The sequence below is a fragment of the Curtobacterium sp. AG1037 genome (assembly GCF_003349855.1).
In the GTDB taxonomy this organism is placed as follows: Bacteria; Actinomycetota; Actinomycetes; order Actinomycetales; family Microbacteriaceae; genus Curtobacterium; species Curtobacterium citreum.
The window spans coordinates 48,505-62,750 of the sequence record NZ_QQAO01000001.1; the positions used below are offsets into that span (position 1 = coordinate 48,505).

General features: G+C 69.7%; 14 protein-coding genes. 8 read left to right on the top strand and 6 right to left on the bottom strand.

Annotated features, from left to right (window positions below; translation table 11 throughout):
* Positions 1 to 10: 10 nt before the first annotated feature.
* From DEU32_RS00235 to DEU32_RS00245, 3 genes are read right to left on the bottom strand one after another with little or no spacing between them, the layout of a single operon-like run.
* Positions 11 to 901 (bottom strand): carbohydrate ABC transporter permease, encoded by an 891-nt coding sequence (locus DEU32_RS00235; protein ID WP_114848857.1) that lies wholly within the window; start codon positions 899 to 901, stop codon positions 11 to 13.
* Complete coding sequence (locus DEU32_RS00240) at positions 898 to 1,845, bottom strand: carbohydrate ABC transporter permease (protein ID WP_229666780.1); 948 nt, start codon at positions 1,843 to 1,845, stop codon at positions 898 to 900. The genes DEU32_RS00235 and DEU32_RS00240 overlap by 4 nt, the downstream gene beginning before the upstream one ends.
* Before the next feature lie 58 nt (positions 1,846 to 1,903).
* The gene (locus tag DEU32_RS00245; protein ID WP_114848858.1) at positions 1,904 to 3,139 is read right to left on the bottom strand and encodes a sugar ABC transporter substrate-binding protein; all 1,236 of its coding nucleotides are present in this window, start codon (positions 3,137 to 3,139) and stop codon (positions 1,904 to 1,906) included.
* A gap of 198 nt (positions 3,140 to 3,337) precedes the next feature.
* Between DEU32_RS00245 and DEU32_RS00250 the strand changes: the two genes are divergently transcribed.
* The 4 genes from DEU32_RS00250 (at position 3,338) to DEU32_RS00265 (ending at position 7,664) form a co-directional block, all read left to right on the top strand.
* Positions 3,338 to 4,366 (top strand): LacI family DNA-binding transcriptional regulator, encoded by a 1,029-nt coding sequence (locus DEU32_RS00250; RefSeq protein ID WP_180225637.1) that lies wholly within the window; start codon positions 3,338 to 3,340, stop codon positions 4,364 to 4,366.
* Positions 4,367 to 4,531: 165 nt separating this feature from the next.
* Positions 4,532 to 5,851 (top strand): ABC transporter substrate-binding protein, encoded by a 1,320-nt coding sequence (locus tag DEU32_RS00255; RefSeq protein WP_114848859.1) that lies wholly within the window; start codon positions 4,532 to 4,534, stop codon positions 5,849 to 5,851.
* On the top strand, positions 5,848 to 6,816 hold the full coding sequence (locus tag DEU32_RS00260; protein ID WP_181819148.1) for a carbohydrate ABC transporter permease: 969 nt from the start codon (positions 5,848 to 5,850) through the stop codon (positions 6,814 to 6,816). The genes DEU32_RS00255 and DEU32_RS00260 overlap by 4 nt, the downstream gene beginning before the upstream one ends.
* A complete protein-coding gene (locus tag DEU32_RS00265) occupies positions 6,816 to 7,664 on the top strand; it encodes a carbohydrate ABC transporter permease (protein ID WP_258554731.1) in 849 nt (282 codons plus the stop codon). Before DEU32_RS00260 ends, DEU32_RS00265 begins: the two co-directional genes overlap by 1 nt.
* A gap of 101 nt (positions 7,665 to 7,765) precedes the next feature.
* Here the strand turns inward: DEU32_RS00265 and DEU32_RS16995 are convergent, their stop codons facing one another.
* Both DEU32_RS16995 and DEU32_RS00270 read right to left on the bottom strand, forming a co-directional pair.
* The gene (locus tag DEU32_RS16995) at positions 7,766 to 7,921 is read right to left on the bottom strand and encodes a hypothetical protein (protein WP_167510011.1); all 156 of its coding nucleotides are present in this window, start codon (positions 7,919 to 7,921) and stop codon (positions 7,766 to 7,768) included.
* A 160-nt stretch (positions 7,922 to 8,081) separates the two neighbouring features.
* Positions 8,082 to 8,528: a MarR family winged helix-turn-helix transcriptional regulator gene (locus tag DEU32_RS00270; RefSeq protein WP_058743118.1), complete on the bottom strand. Its 447-nt coding sequence runs from the start codon at positions 8,526 to 8,528 to the stop codon at positions 8,082 to 8,084.
* A gap of 115 nt (positions 8,529 to 8,643) precedes the next feature.
* On the opposite strand from DEU32_RS00270, the gene DEU32_RS00275 reads away from it, so the two are divergent.
* Positions 8,644 to 9,627: a helix-turn-helix domain-containing protein gene (locus DEU32_RS00275; RefSeq protein ID WP_147281381.1), complete on the top strand. Its 984-nt coding sequence runs from the start codon at positions 8,644 to 8,646 to the stop codon at positions 9,625 to 9,627.
* A 157-nt stretch (positions 9,628 to 9,784) separates the two neighbouring features.
* On the opposite strand, the gene DEU32_RS00280 is transcribed toward DEU32_RS00275, so the two are convergent.
* On the bottom strand, positions 9,785 to 10,822 hold the full coding sequence (locus tag DEU32_RS00280; protein WP_114848863.1) for a LacI family DNA-binding transcriptional regulator: 1,038 nt from the start codon (positions 10,820 to 10,822) through the stop codon (positions 9,785 to 9,787).
* Positions 10,823 to 10,978: 156 nt separating this feature from the next.
* Between DEU32_RS00280 and DEU32_RS00285 the strand changes: the two genes are divergently transcribed.
* From DEU32_RS00285 to DEU32_RS00295, 3 genes are read left to right on the top strand one after another with little or no spacing between them, the layout of a single operon-like run.
* Entirely contained in the window at positions 10,979 to 12,274 is a 1,296-nt protein-coding gene (locus DEU32_RS00285) for an ABC transporter substrate-binding protein (RefSeq protein ID WP_058743121.1), read from the top strand.
* Between the two features lie 7 nt (positions 12,275 to 12,281).
* The gene (locus DEU32_RS00290) at positions 12,282 to 13,310 is read left to right on the top strand and encodes a carbohydrate ABC transporter permease (RefSeq protein ID WP_114848864.1); all 1,029 of its coding nucleotides are present in this window, start codon (positions 12,282 to 12,284) and stop codon (positions 13,308 to 13,310) included.
* A complete protein-coding gene (locus DEU32_RS00295; RefSeq protein ID WP_114848865.1) occupies positions 13,307 to 14,185 on the top strand; it encodes a carbohydrate ABC transporter permease in 879 nt (292 codons plus the stop codon). The genes DEU32_RS00290 and DEU32_RS00295 overlap by 4 nt, the downstream gene beginning before the upstream one ends.
* Positions 14,186 to 14,246 lie beyond the last annotated feature (61 nt).

Here is a 14,246-nt window from a genome sequence, read left to right on the forward strand (position 1 = left end):
CGGGCCGTCGTCATTTGACGGCACCGCCGAGCGCACCGGCGGAGATGTAGCGCTGGGCGACGATGAGCAGGACCGCGGCCGGCAGCGAGGCCAGCACAGACGTCGCCATCACCGGCCCCCAGTCGGTCACGTTCGAGCCGATGTAGTTGTAGATGCCGAGCGTGATCGGTCGGACGGCGTCGGTCGACGTCAGGGTGAGCGCGATGAGGAAGTCGCCCCAGGCGCCGAGGAACGTGAAGAGCGCCGCGGTGACGATCGCGTTCCGGCTGATCGGCAGGACGATCGACACGAAGGCCCGCAGGTCGTTCGCGCCGTCGACGAGCGCGGCCTCGACCAGGCTCGGCGGGATCGACTCCATGAACGCGCGCATGAGCAGCACCGCGAAGGGGACCTGCACGGCGCTGTCCGCCAGGATCAGTCCGAGGTAGCTGTTGAGCAGTCCGACGTTGTTGAACAGCGCGTAGAGCGCGTTCGCGATCACGATCCCGGGGATCATCTGCGTGATGAGCAGCACGAGCAGGAACGCCTTCGTGCCGCGCATCCGGAAGCGGGCGAGTCCGTAGGCCGCCGGGGTCGCGATGACGAGCGTCAGCACGACGGTGCCGAGGCCGATGATCATGCTCGAGACGAAGTTCTGCCCCTGCTGGGCGAACGCCGCCTGGTAGCCGGCGAACGTCGGGTTCCAGGGGAACCATGTCGCGGTGGCGGCACCGGACGTGGCCTGCAACGACGTGTTCACCATCCAGTAGACGGGGAAGACCATGATCGCGAGGAACACGATGCCGAGGATCGTGAACGGGATCCCCTTGCGGCTCGAACGGGGTCGGCGGGCCCGGGTGCTCCGTGCCGTGGTGATCGCCCGGGTCGCCGTGACGGTCCTGCCTGCGAGTCCGACGCTCATTCGTCGACCGCCTTCCTGGAGATCGCGATGTAGACCATCGCGAAGACGAACGAGACGACGATGAGCACGTTGCTCACCGCGGCTCCGATGCCGAACTGGAAGTTGATGAACGACTGGTGGTACGCGTTCGTGGCGAGCGTCTGCGTCGAGTTCGCCGGTCCGCCACCGGTCAGGCCGAGGATGATGTCCACGACCTTCAGCGTGTAGACGACCCCGAGCACGATCACCACGCTGACCACCGACCGGATGCTCGGCCAGGTGATGTACCAGAAGGCCTTGAACCCGGTGGCGCCGTCGAGCGCGCCGGCCTCGTAGAGCTCCGGCGGGACGGACTGCAGCCCGCTGTACAGGATCGTGGTGTTGAACGGGATGCCGAGCCAGACGTTGACGCCGATCACCGCGATGAGCGCGAGGCTCGGGCTGACCAGCCACGGCACCGGCCCGATGCCGACGATCCCGAGCAGCTGGTTCAGTGCGCCGCTGTCCTGGTCGAGCAGCCACTTCCACACCGCGCTCGAGGCGATGAGGGGGAGCAGCCACGGCAGCAGCAGCAGGCCGCGCAGGAACCCGGACAGCGGGAAGTGCCGCCGGAAGAACAGCGCGAGCCCGAGCCCGAGGACGAACTGCAGGACGATCGATCCCGCGGTGAAGAGGGCGGTGTTGACGACGCTCGTCGTGAAGACGGCGCTCGTGAACACCGAGACGTAGTTGCCGAAGCCCACCCACGGGGCCTCGCCGGTGAAGAAGGTCTTGGTCGTGTAGTCCTGGAACGACATCACGACGTTCTTGACCACCGGGTAGCCGAAGAACAGGGCCACGAAGACGGCGGCCGGGATGACGAACAGCCATCGGGTCAGGCCGGAACGGAGCCGCGCGCGGCGCTGTCCGGGTCGTACGGGGGCCGGGGACGTCGCTCGCGAACGGAGCTGGGTCGAGGCGCTCATGTCAGGTCCTTTGCGTCGAGGACGGGGAGCCGGTAGGGGGACCGGCTCCCCGGATCCGCTACTGGTTCTGTGACTGCGCCTGCTCGAGCGCCTGCTCGGGGTCGGCCTTCCCGGTCAGCGCGAGCTGCACGGCGGTGTAGATCTTCGTGGCGGCCTTGGGCCAGTCCGGGCCGAGCTCGCCGGTGCGGGCCCGAGCGGTCTGCACCGTGGTCACGAAGGACGCGACGTCCTGGTGGTCCTTCGCCCACGCGGCGCCGACTTCGGTGTTCGTCGGCACGTTGCCGGTGACGCCCGCGATGACGTTCTGCATCTTGTCGCTGTTCAGGCAGCCGACGAACTTGCCGGCGAGCTGCATCTTCTCCTTGTCGCCGGTCTGCGGGACGGTGAAGGCCTCGCCGCCGAGCGGGGCGACGGTCGCCGAGCCGGTGCGGGTCGGGATCGGGACGCTGTCGAACTCCAGGTTCTTCGCTTCCTTCAGCGCCGGCAGCTGCCACGGGCCGTTGATCATCATCGCGGCCTTGCCGGCGATGAACTGGTTGTTCACGTCGGCCTGCGCCCAGTTGATCGAGCTCTTCGACATCGAGCCGTCGTTCTGCAGGTCCTCGACGAGCTGCAGGGCCTGTGCCGCCTCGGGCGTCGCGATGTCCTTCTCGTCACCGCCGTTCGACCAGAAGAACGGCAGGAACTGCCAGGTGCCCTCGTAGGTGTTGATGTTGCTCATCGCGAAGCCGTACGTCGACCCGCTCGTGAGCTTCTTCGCGGCGGCCTTGAGCTCGTCCCACGTCTTCGGGGGCTGCACCCCGGCGTCCGACAGGAGCTTCTTGTTGTAGTACAGCGCGATCGAGTTCGTGACGGGCTGCAGACCGTAGAGCTTGCCCTCGTACGTGTTCGCGCCCTTGACGCCCGGGACGTCGTCGTTCGCGTCGAGGCCGTAGTCGCCGAGGTCGGACAGGGCGCCGGACGCGGCGATCTGCTGCACGTCCGGGTTGTCGAGCATGAGCACGTCGGGCAGCGTCCGCGACGACGCCTGCTGCAGCACCTTCGAGATGAGGCCGGCGCCGGCGACGTGGTTGATCTTCACCTGGGCGCCGACGGTCTTCGCGCACTGCTGGTAGATGGTGTCGTAGTTGGCGGCGTAGTAGTCCTCGATCGTGAGGGTCTTGGAGCCGCCGCCGGACGAGGCGGACCCGGAGCCGGAGCAGCCGGACAGGACGAGGGGGACCGTGGCGACCACGGCGACCGCGCCGACGAGGGCGCGGATCCGGCGGGACGAGGAGTGGAACCGGTGCTTCATTGCGTAGCTCTTCTCTTGGGCGGATGCATGAGGGGACGCCCGGCGACGGCTCCATCGACGTCGTCGTCGCGGTGGTCCTTGGGGCGAGAACGTAACAGCAAAGCGCTTTGCCTGTAAAGCGCTTTTTTCGGGAATCGGCGGGTCTATGCTGACCAGACAGCAGGCTGACGAGACAGCACGACCCGACCCGGAGGCGCCATGGCCACGATGCAGCAGGTCGCCGACCGCGCCGGCGTCTCGATCGCGACGGTGTCCTTCGTCGTCAACGGCACGAAGTACGTCACGCCGGCGACCACCGCCCGGGTCGAGGCGGCGATGCGCGAGCTGAAGTTCCGCGGCAACCTCGTGGCACGGGCGCTCGCGAGCCGGCGGACCCGGATCATCGCGCTGCTGTTCCCGACCGTCGGCAACCGGTTCAGCCCGACGACGTCGGAGTTCTTCATGAGCGCCGCCGAGCGGGCGTCCCAGCGCGGCTACCACCTGGTGCTCTGGCCGGTCGACCCCGCTGGCGAGGACCTCGACGACCTCGTGTCGGGCGGGCTCGTCGACGGGGTCGTGCTCATGGAGGTGCGGATGGACGACCCGCGCGTCCGGAAGCTCAGCGAGCTCGACGTGCCCTTCACGCTGATCGGCCGGACCCGGGACAGCAGCGACCTGCCGTTCGTCGACATCGACTTCGAGACCACCATCGAGGACTCCCTCGACCACCTGCAGGGCCTCGGCCACCGCCGGTTCGGGCTCGTGCTCGAGAACCTCGAGGGCACGCCGATGGCCGGGTACGCCCCGCACCTGCGTGTCGAGGACACCTTCCGACGGTCCGTCGCGGCCCGCGGCGCCGTCGGGACCGTGGTCTACGCCGGAGCCGGCAGCGAGGGCGGACGCGAGGCGGCCCGCGCACTGCTCGACGCCGACCCGGAGGTCTCGGGCGTGCTCGTCATGAAGGACGACTCGTCCGCCGGGCTCCTCGTCGGGCTCTCCGCGGCCGGGCGACGGGTCCCCGACGACGTCTCGGTGCTGAGCATCGCCTCGTCCGGGACGGCGGGCGACCAGCACCACCCCCGCCTGACGACGATGGTCGCCCCGGGTCGCGAGCTCGGCGAGCGTGCGGCGGACGCCCTGATCGACCAGCTCGACGGCGCGAGCGAGGGCAAACCGCACTTCCTGCTGCCCTGCGTGCTCCGCCCCGCGGAGTCGGTGGCCGCGGCCCCCACCGGCGCGACCGCCTGACGGACGGGAGGCACGTGGCGGCGCCGCCACGTGCCTCCCGTCCGTCCGTGCCGGCCGCGCGCGGACGTGCGCCGAGTGCGACGACGGCACCGCCTGCACGCCCTCCCAGGGACGCTTGGTTGTGTGGACTCACAGGTTCGCAGCACCACACGTCGAGGAGGACGGATGGCCATCGACCGGAGACTGTTCCTGCTCGGGGGAGCGGGGGTGCTGCTGCTCGCCGGCTGCTCCACGCGACCCGAGCGCACCACCGTCCAGGACTGGCCGACGGACCCGCCGGACGGCGACGTCACGATCAGCTGGTGGGCCGGACAGGTCGCCTCGAAGGACGGCGGCGACCTGCGACGGCGCCTCATCGCGGAGTTCCGGCGGGAGCACCCGAACATCCGCGTCCGGATCGTCAGCGCACCGAGCGACACCGACACGAACCGGACGAGCCTGACGACGCAGATCGCCGCGGGCAGCCCCACGCCGGACGTGTACCTCGGCGACGTGGCCTGGCCGGGACAGTTCGCGAAGAACAAGCTCGCGACGCCCGTGAACGAGCTCGTCGGGGCGGACTTCTTCGAGCAGTTCCCCGAGGGACTGCGGCAGGCGGCGAGCGTCGACGGGACGTACTACATGTTCCCGCTCTACATCGACGAGTCGTTCTTCCTGTACCGCCAGGACCTGCTCGACAAGCACGGCTTCCAGGTGCCCCGGTCGTGGGAGGAGGTCAAGGACACCGCCGCGAAGCTCGTCGACACCGGTGACGTCAGCTACGGCCTGGCGTTCCAGGGCGACGTGTACGAGGGGCTCACCTGCAACGTGACCGAGTTCGTCGCGGACGCCGGCGGCTCGCTCCTGAACGACGACCTGACCCGGCCGGAGACCACGAGCTCGGAGACCAAGCGCGCCTTCGAGTTCATGCGCTCGCTCATCACCGACGGCGCCGCACCCCGTGCGACCCTGACCTACCAGGAGCAGGACACGAACGACGCCTTCTCGGGCGGACGGGCGGCCTTCCTGCGGAACTGGTCGTACGCGTGGGGGATCGCGAACGGGCCGGACTCCGCCGTCGCGGGCAAGGTCGGGCTCGCCGCCCGACCGACGTTCGACGGCACGGACGAGCACCACTCGACGATCGGCGGGTGGGGGAACTCCATCAACCCGCACACCCAGCAGCCCGCCGCCGCGCTGACGTTCGCCCGGTGGATGTCGAGCGAGACCGCGCAGCAGTTCCTGACCCGCGAGGGCGGTGTCCTGCCGGCCCGCAGTGCGAGCCTGGTCAGCGAGGACGCGAAGCGCCAGAACCGGCCGACGTACGACACCGCCGCCGGCATCACGCTCGTGCCCCGCCCGACGTCGACCGCGTACTACCCGAAGGTCTCGCAGGGCGTCTACCAGAACGGCAACAGCATCCTCGGGGGCCAGGCGTCGGTGGACGGCGGCACCCGGGCGATGGCCTCGGCGATCTCGCTCGCCCTGTCGGGGGAGGCGCTGTGAGCGCCGGGACCGCCACCCGGCCCGCCGCACGGACCCCGGGCGCCGGACCGGACGGGTACCGCCGGACCTCGGCCCGGTCGCGCATGGAGCGCATCCGGGCGCGCGGGGCGTGGGGCTTCGCGGCCCCGGCGCTCCTCGTGGTCGCCGCGGTGACGATCTTCCCGGTCGTGTACTCGATCGTCCTGAGCTTCGCGGACGTCGAGATCGGCTACGACGGGTTCAGCATCCAGGGCTTCGGGCTCGGCAACTACGCGGCCCTGCTGCAGAGCGCCGACTGGTACCGGGCGCTCGGCTTCACGGTGTCGTACACGCTCGTGACCGTCTCGGTCGAGCTCGTCCTCGGCATGCTCGTCGCGCTCGTCCTCGAGCGGCTCGGGGTCACCCGCGGGTGGATGCTCGCGCTGATGCTCGTCCCGTGGTCGCTCGTCACGATCGTGAACGCCCAGCTGTGGAAGTACGTCTACGACTCGACGTACGGCGTCGCGACGTGGTTCTTCGGGCTGTTCGGGGACGCCCCGGTCATCCTCGGCGAACCGGTCCCCGCGATCACCGGCCTGATGGTCGCCGACATCTGGAAGACGACGCCGTTCGTCGCGATCATCCTGCTCGCGGGGCTCGTGCAGATCTCCGAGGACCACTACGAGGCGGCCGAGCTCGACGGCGCGAACGGGTGGCAGACGTTCTGGCGCGTGGTGCTCCCGCAGCTCACGCCGACGCTGACGATCGCGGTGCTCTTCCGCGTCCTGCAGGCGTTCGGCGTCTTCGACCTGCCGTTCGTGCTGACGAACGGCGGCCCGGGCACTGCCACCCAGTCGCTCGCGATCATGGGCTACAAGGTGCTCTTCCAGGACATCAACATCGGACCGGGCGCGGCCATCGCGACGAGCACGGCGGTCATCGTCGCGGCGGGGTGCCTGCTGTTCCTCCGGGCGTTCCGGAACCAGGCGAAGGGAGGGGACGCCTGATGCCCCGGACACGTGTGCGCAAGGGCTGGCGGCGGTGGGTCAACACCGTCAACGTCAGCGGTGTCGTCATCGCGGTGCTCACCGCACTGCCGCTGTACTGGCTCGTCTCGACGTCCCTCAAGCCGTCGTCCGAGATCGCGCAGTCGCCGCCGACGATCTGGCCGCGCTCCCTGACGTTCGACAACTTCGTCACGGCGTTCCGGGACAACGCGCTCGGGCAGTACATGGTGAACAGCGTCGTCGTGTCGGTCTCGACGACGGTGATCGTCCTCGCGCTGTCGTTCCTCGCCGGGTACGCGCTCGCCGGCCGGTGGATCGCGGGGCGGACGGCGATCATGACGTCGCTGCTCATGCTGTCGGTGTTCCCGGCGATCGCGGTGCTGACGCCGCTGTACCTGCTCGAACGGAACCTCGGGTTGCTCAACTCGTACCCGGGGCTGGTCGTGCCGTACGTGGCGTTCAACCTGCCGTTCGCCATCTGGATCATGCGGAACTACCTGCAGGGCATCCCCTCGACGATCGAGGAGGCCTCCGAGATCGACGGCGCCGGAGCCTGGCGCACGGTGCTGTCGGTGATCCTGCCGATGTCGAAGCCGGGGCTCTTCACGGTCGGCGTGTTCACGTTCACCGCGTCGTGGAGCGAGTTCCTGATGGCGTTGACGTTCAACAGCGAGAACTCGTTCCGCACGATCCCGGTCGGCATCGCGCTCTTCGGCACCCAGTTCACGGTGCCCTTCGCGCAGATCTTCGCGGCGAGCGTGGCGGCGACGATCCCGATCGTCATCCTCGTGCTGGTGTTCCGCCGGTCGATCGTGTCCGGGCTCACCTCGGGTGCCGTGAAGGGCTGATGCCGGGCGTGCCCAGGAGACGGACGGGAGGCCCGTGGCTGTCGAGCCACGGGCCTCCCGTTCCGTCTGCCGGTCGCCCTGGGCGACCGTACGCCGCGCGGTCAGCCGCGCCGCGGGTCCCGAGCGGTGTCGGTGAAGAAGTCGGCGTACAGGCCGTTGCTGTCCTGCAGTTCCCCGTACTTCCAACGCTTGCGCATGCGACGGAACGTCTCGATGCGCACCGGGTCGATGCCCGGCTCGGACTGGTACGCGCCCATGGTGCCTCCCCGTCTCCCTGTGTTGCCCCCGATCGGGGGCTCCCACGGAGGACGCTACGGACGTGCGGCCGTCACGTCCGGCAAGATAGGTCGGGAAGTTACCTAGTTGCGCTTGTTGGACAAATGTTCGAGCAGTGTCCTCGCGCGCCCGTAGCCTGCGTCAGGGGGTCGGAGCGCCGTACTCGAGCGCCTCGATCACGCGGTTGATCACCCGCACGTACTTGACCCGGTCGCGTTCCGAGAAGGAGGACAACAGCTCGTGCAGATGCTCGTTGGTGCTGTCCATGGCGGACGCGTAGGCGCGCTGGGTCTCCGGGGTGAGCTCGATGAACCGGCTGCGGCCGTCGTCGGGGTTCGGGACGCGGCACAGGTGCCCGGCCCGCTCCAGACGGTCGATCGTGCCCGTCACCGCGGGGCTCGTCAGGCCGAGGTGCGAGACCAGGTCCTTCACGCGGACCTTCCGCTCCGCGGCCTCCGCGCGAGCGACGAACTGCAGCACGGTCAGGTCCGAGCCGGAGACCGACAGGCGTTCACGGAGTCGTCCACGCAGTGCGCCCATCGCGGCTTCGAGCCGGGTCAGGGCGGCGGTCAGGTCGATCTCGCTCACGTGGTGGTCGCCCCCTCGTCGCGTCGTGGTCCCGGGCGACGTTACGCCGCCCCTACCCCGGAAGCGTATCCAGATAACGAGATGTACCGCGCCATGTGGACAGTCGGAGGGAACCGTGGCTGACCCGCTCATCGAGGCGTTCGCCGCCGAGGCCACGATCGCCCCGGTCCGGTTCGAGGTCTCCGGCACCCGGAGCGACCACGCCGTCCGCGACCTCGGAGGCATCTACGCCGGCGACCGGTGGAGCGCGAGCGCGTCCGGCGGCCGGTTCGACTACCGGTACACCGCGATCGGCGACAGCGAGGTGACGATCCGCCGGTCCCAGATGCACGGCGAGATCCGCGGCGTCGTGCAGGGCGGCGGCGACTACGTCGTCACGTGGATCAGCGCCGGCACCGGCGAGGTCGAGGTCCGCGGGGAGCGCTGGCCGATGGAGCGGGACGTCCCCGTGCTGTTCCCCGCGGACGAGGAGTTCTGGTTCACGAGCGCCGACTACGACCAGCGGCTCGTGCACTTCGACCGCGACTTCGTGCGTCGGGTCGCGGCCACCCGTGGCGAGGTCGGCGAGCAGGGGCTGCGCTTCGACGGGTTCCGCTCGCCCGAGGCGTCGATCGGGCAGCGGTGGCAGGGGGCGCTCACGGCGCTGTCCCGGGCGCTGCGTGTCGGCGGACCGGAGTCGGACGCGTGGCAGGACGCCAAGGTGTCGGCCGTCGAGGTCTTCCTCGACATGTTCCCCCCGCAGACCGACGACCTGCCCGACGTCCTGGCGGAGACCCGGAACGCCCGGCTGCGCGCCGCGGTGGAGTACATCCACGCGCACGCGGCCGAGGACGTCAGCATCACGGACCTGTCCGACGCCGCCGGCCTGAGCGTCCGGTCCGTGCAGGAGTCCTTCCGCCGGGTCTTCGACGTGTCGCCGCTGACGTACCTGCGCCAGGTCCGGCTCGACCACGTGCACGAGGAGCTGCTCGAGGCCGGGCCGCACGCCGGTGCCGTGGGGGACATCGCGCGGCGGTGGGGCTTCGCGCACCTCGGGCGGTTCTCGGCGTCGTACGCCGAGCGGTTCGGCGAGTACCCGAAGCAGACGCTCCGGCGCTGACGCCCGGCGCGCGGCGCGGCCGCCCGCGTGGTGCGGTGTGCTCGCGCACAACCGGAAGCACGCCGAGCCGTGGTCTTGCGTGGTGCGGCGTGCTTCCGGTTGTGCGGAGCGCACGGGATGCTTCGACGGGCCCCCTGCGCCGCGCGCGGCCGCCGCGTCAGTCGCGCGCGGCCGGCGGCGCCGCCGTGCTGCTGCGGACGCGCAGCGTCGTGCGGAGCCGCACGTGGTCGGTCGTCGGCTCGCCGCGGAGCATCGCGAGCAGCATGGACACCGCGCTCGCGCCGAGGTCGACCAGCGGCTGGGCGACGGTGGTCAGCGGCGGCGTGGTCGTCGACGCCTGCGGCACGTCGTCGAAGCCGACCACCGACAGGTCCTCGGGGACGCGGAGCCCCAGCGCCTCGGCCGCGTGCAGCACGCCGATCGCCGACGAGTCGTTCGCCGCGAAGACCGCGGTCGGCCGGTCCGGCAGGGTCAGGAGCTCGTGCGCGACCGCGGCGGAGCGCTCCTCCTGGTAGTCGCCGGGGCGGACGAGGTGCTCGTCCACCGGGACGCCCGCCGCCGCCATCGCCGCGCGGAAGCCCGCGTCGCGGAGCTGGGACGACGCCAGGTCGCCGCGACCCTGCAGGTGCGCGATCCGCGTGTGCCCGAGCGCCAGGAGGTGCTCGACGGCCTCGCGGGCGCCGGCGGCGTTGTCGGTGTCGACGGTGGCGTGGCCCTCGGGCCCGGTGTGCGGGTCGATCGCGACGACCGGGATCGACGCGGCGGACATCGCCTCGGACGGGGTGACGACGATCGCGCCGTCGATGAGCGTGCCGGACAGGCGGGACAGCGACCGCCGCTCCCACCCCGGTCGGCTCGACCCGGTGAGCAGGCCGGCGTAGGCGAGCAGCTCGTACCCGGTGCCCGTCGTCGCCGCGGAGATGCCGCGCAGCAGCTCGGTCGAGAACGGCTCGAACTCGGTGACCAGGATGCCGATCACGTTCGTCCGGGTGCTCCGCAGGCTCCGCGCGACGAGCGAGGTCTCGTACCCGAGTCGCTCGACGACCTCCTGCACGCGCACGATCGTCGCCGCAGCCACGCCGTCCCGGTTGTTGATCACCTTCGACACCGTCGGGATGGACACCCCGGCGGCCCGCGCGACGTCCGCGATCGTGACCCGGCCCGGTCCGGGCGGGGTGTCGAGGGCCGTCTGCATGTGCTCACCGTACAACCGCTCAGGACTCGGCACGGCTCGGGAGCCAGATAAAGAAAACGTTATCGATAACGATTGACAAGCCTGCTCGGCGCCTGGCACGCTCTCCGCAGCGGCATCCGCTGCCGCACGTCAACGACGACACCGAGGAGTTCCACGATGACGAGGAAGATCCGTGCCGCGGCAGCCATCGCGCTGATCGGGGCGACCGCTCTCACAGCGGCAGGCTGCTCAGCGGGCAGCGATGCCTCCAGCGACGGCGGCAAGGTCACCATGACCTTCTGGCACAACTCGACGACCGGTCCGGGCAAGGCCTTCTGGGACCAGACCGTCAAGGACTTCGAGGCGAAGAACCCGAACGTCACGATCAAGGTCCAGGCCATCCAGAACGAGGACCTCGACGGCAAGCTGCAGACCGCCCTGAACTCCGGTTCGGCCCCGGACGTGTTCCTGCAGCGCGGCGGCGGCAAGATGGCCGCCATGGTCAACGCCGGCCAGCTGCTCGACATCTCCGACTCGATCGGGTCCACCGCGAAGTCCGAGATCAGCGAGGGCTCGTTCAAGGGCTACCAGCAGGACGGCAAGACGTGGGCCATGCCGGTCGACGTCAACCCCGAGGGCATCTGGTACAGCCAGGACCTCTTCAAGCAGGCCGGCATCGAGGGCACCCCCACCACGATGGAGGAGCTGAACGCCGACATCCAGAAGCTCAAGGACGCGGGCATCCAGCCGGTCGCCGTGGGTGCGAAGGACGCCTGGCCGGCCGCGCACTGGTACTACAACTTCGCGCTCCGGGCCTGCCCCGAGAGCGTCCTCAACAAGACCGCGCAGGACCTGAAGTTCACGAACTCGTGCTGGAAGCAGGCAGGCGAGGAGACCAAGGCCTTCTTCGACACGAAGCCCTTCAACGACGGCTACCTGACCACCGCCGCACAGCAGGGCGCCGGCAGCTCGGCCGGTCTCATCGCGAACCACAAGGCGGCCATGGAGCTCATGGGCGCGTGGGACCCGGGTGTGATCTCCTCGCTCACCCCGGACGGCAAGCCGCTGTCCGACCTCGGCTTCTTCCCCTTCCCGGAGGTCTCCGGCGGCAAGGGCGCACCCGGCTCGATGATGGGCGCCGTCGACGGGTACTCCTGCTCGGCGAAGGCCCCGAAGAAGGCCTGCACCGACTTCCTCAACTACATGACCGAGAAGCCCGTGCAGGAGGCCTACTACAAGGCGTTCAACGCGATCCCCGCGAACAAGTCGGCCCAGTCGGTCGTCACCGAGCCCTACCTGAAGAGCGTGCTCGAGGCCTACAACAAGGCACCGTTCGTCTCGAACTACCTCGACACCGTCTACGGCCAGAACGTCGGCAACGCCCTCAACACGAGCGTCGTCAACCTGCTCGCAGGCAAGGGGTCCGTGTCGGACATCGTCTCGACCGTCAACCAGGCAGCAGCGAAGGGCTGACGAACCCATGACCACCTCCGTCACCAGTCGCTCCACGGACCAGTCCGGGGCAGCGCGGTCCGGGACGGGGCGTCGCACGGGCGGGGCCGACGGTTCGCCGTCGGCCCCGGCCCGCCGGGCCCGCAAGGGCAACGACGTCCGCACCCGGGTCGAGATCGCCGTCCTCGCCGGACCGGCCACCCTGATGTTCGTCGGGTTCGTGATCCTGCCCGTCGTGCTGGCCGCGTACTACGGCTTCTACAAGTGGCAGGGGTACGGCACCCCGACCGACTTCGTCGGCCTGCAGAACTACACCATCATCTTCACCGACCCGGACTTCCGGGGCGTGCTCTGGCACAACCTGTTCATCGTCGTCGGGTCGCTCGTCGTGCAGGGGCCGATCGCGATCATCCTCGCGCTGCTGCTCAACCAGCGCATCCGCGGGCGCGGCCTGATCCGCGTGCTCATCTTCGTGCCGTACGTCATCTCCGAGGTGATCGTCGGCACCGGCTGGAGCCTCATGCTCCAGTCCAGCGGCGCCGTGAACGACCTGCTCCAGGCCGTCGGGCTCGGGTCACTGCGGAACGACTGGCTGTCGAACCCGGACATCGCCATCTGGACGCTGCTCGCGATCATCTCGTGGAAGTACATCGGCTTCGCGGTCATCCTGTTCCTCGCCGGCCTGCAGAGCATCCCGGAGGAGCTGTTCGAGGCCGCGCAGCTCGACGGTGCGAGCTACTGGCAGATCCAGCGGCGCATCACGCTCCCGCTCCTCGGCCCGACCATCCGGATCTGGGCGTTCCTGTCGATCATCGGCTCGCTCCAGCTGTTCGACCTCGTCTACATCATCTGGGGTCAGTACATCGCGGCCACCGCCGGGACCTCGACGATGGCGACGTACATGGTCGCCAACGGCCGGCTCTCCGGCAACTACGGGTACGGCAACGCCGTGGCCGTGGTCATCTTCCTCATCTCGCTGGTCGTCGCCCTCGTCTACCAGCGGTTCGTCCTGCGCCGCGACACCGCCGGCGCCCTGACCGAGAAGGGCGACCGATGACCGCCACCGCCTCCATCGTCGCGCCGAACCGCCGCCGGTCCCGTGACCACGGTCCGGTCCGCAAGGAACGCAACCTCGGCACCTACTTCATCGCCCTCGTGTTCATCGCGGTCTGCATCGCGCCGGTCGCGTACATCATCCTGGGCGGCTTCCGCACGAACTCGCAGATCACCGCGAGCCCGGCCGGCCTGCCGAACCCGTGGCAGATCGGGAACTACGTCTCGGTCCTGACGAGCGGCGTCTTCTGGCAGCAACTCGGCAACTCCGTCGTCGCCGGCGTCACCACCACGGTCGGTGTCGTCGTCCTCGGGCTCATGGTGAGCTTCGTGCTCGCCCGGTACCGGTTCCGCGGTCGCGGCGCGCTCTACTCGCTGTTCGCCGCCGGCCTGATGTTCCCGATCACCGTCGCGATCACCCCGCTGTACCTGCTCGTCAAGGACCTCGGCCTCACGAACAGCCTGGCCGGCGTGATCCTGCCGCAGATCGCGTTCGCCCTGCCGACGACGGTCATCATCCTCGTGCCGTTCCTGCGGGCGATCCCGGACGAGCTCGAGGAGGCCGCCGCGATCGACGGGGCGAGCCGGCTCGGGTTCTTCTTCCGCATGGTCGTGCCGCTGTCCCTGCCCGGGGTCGTGACGGTCGGCATCCTCGCGTTCATCGGCAGCTGGAACAGCTACATCCTGCCGCTGTTCATCCTCAACGACTCGTCGGCGTACACGCTGCCCCTCGGGGTGCAGGCGTTCTCGTCGCAGTACTCGGTGGACACCGCGCGCGTGCTCGCGTTCACCTCGCTCTCGATGATCCCCGCGCTCGTGTTCTTCGCGATCTTCCAGCGCCGCATCGTCGGTGGCCTGACCGGGGCGGTGAAGGGGTGACGGCGCTCGACACGTCCACGCACCCGACGGACGGACGCCAGCCGACGGACGGACGCCACCG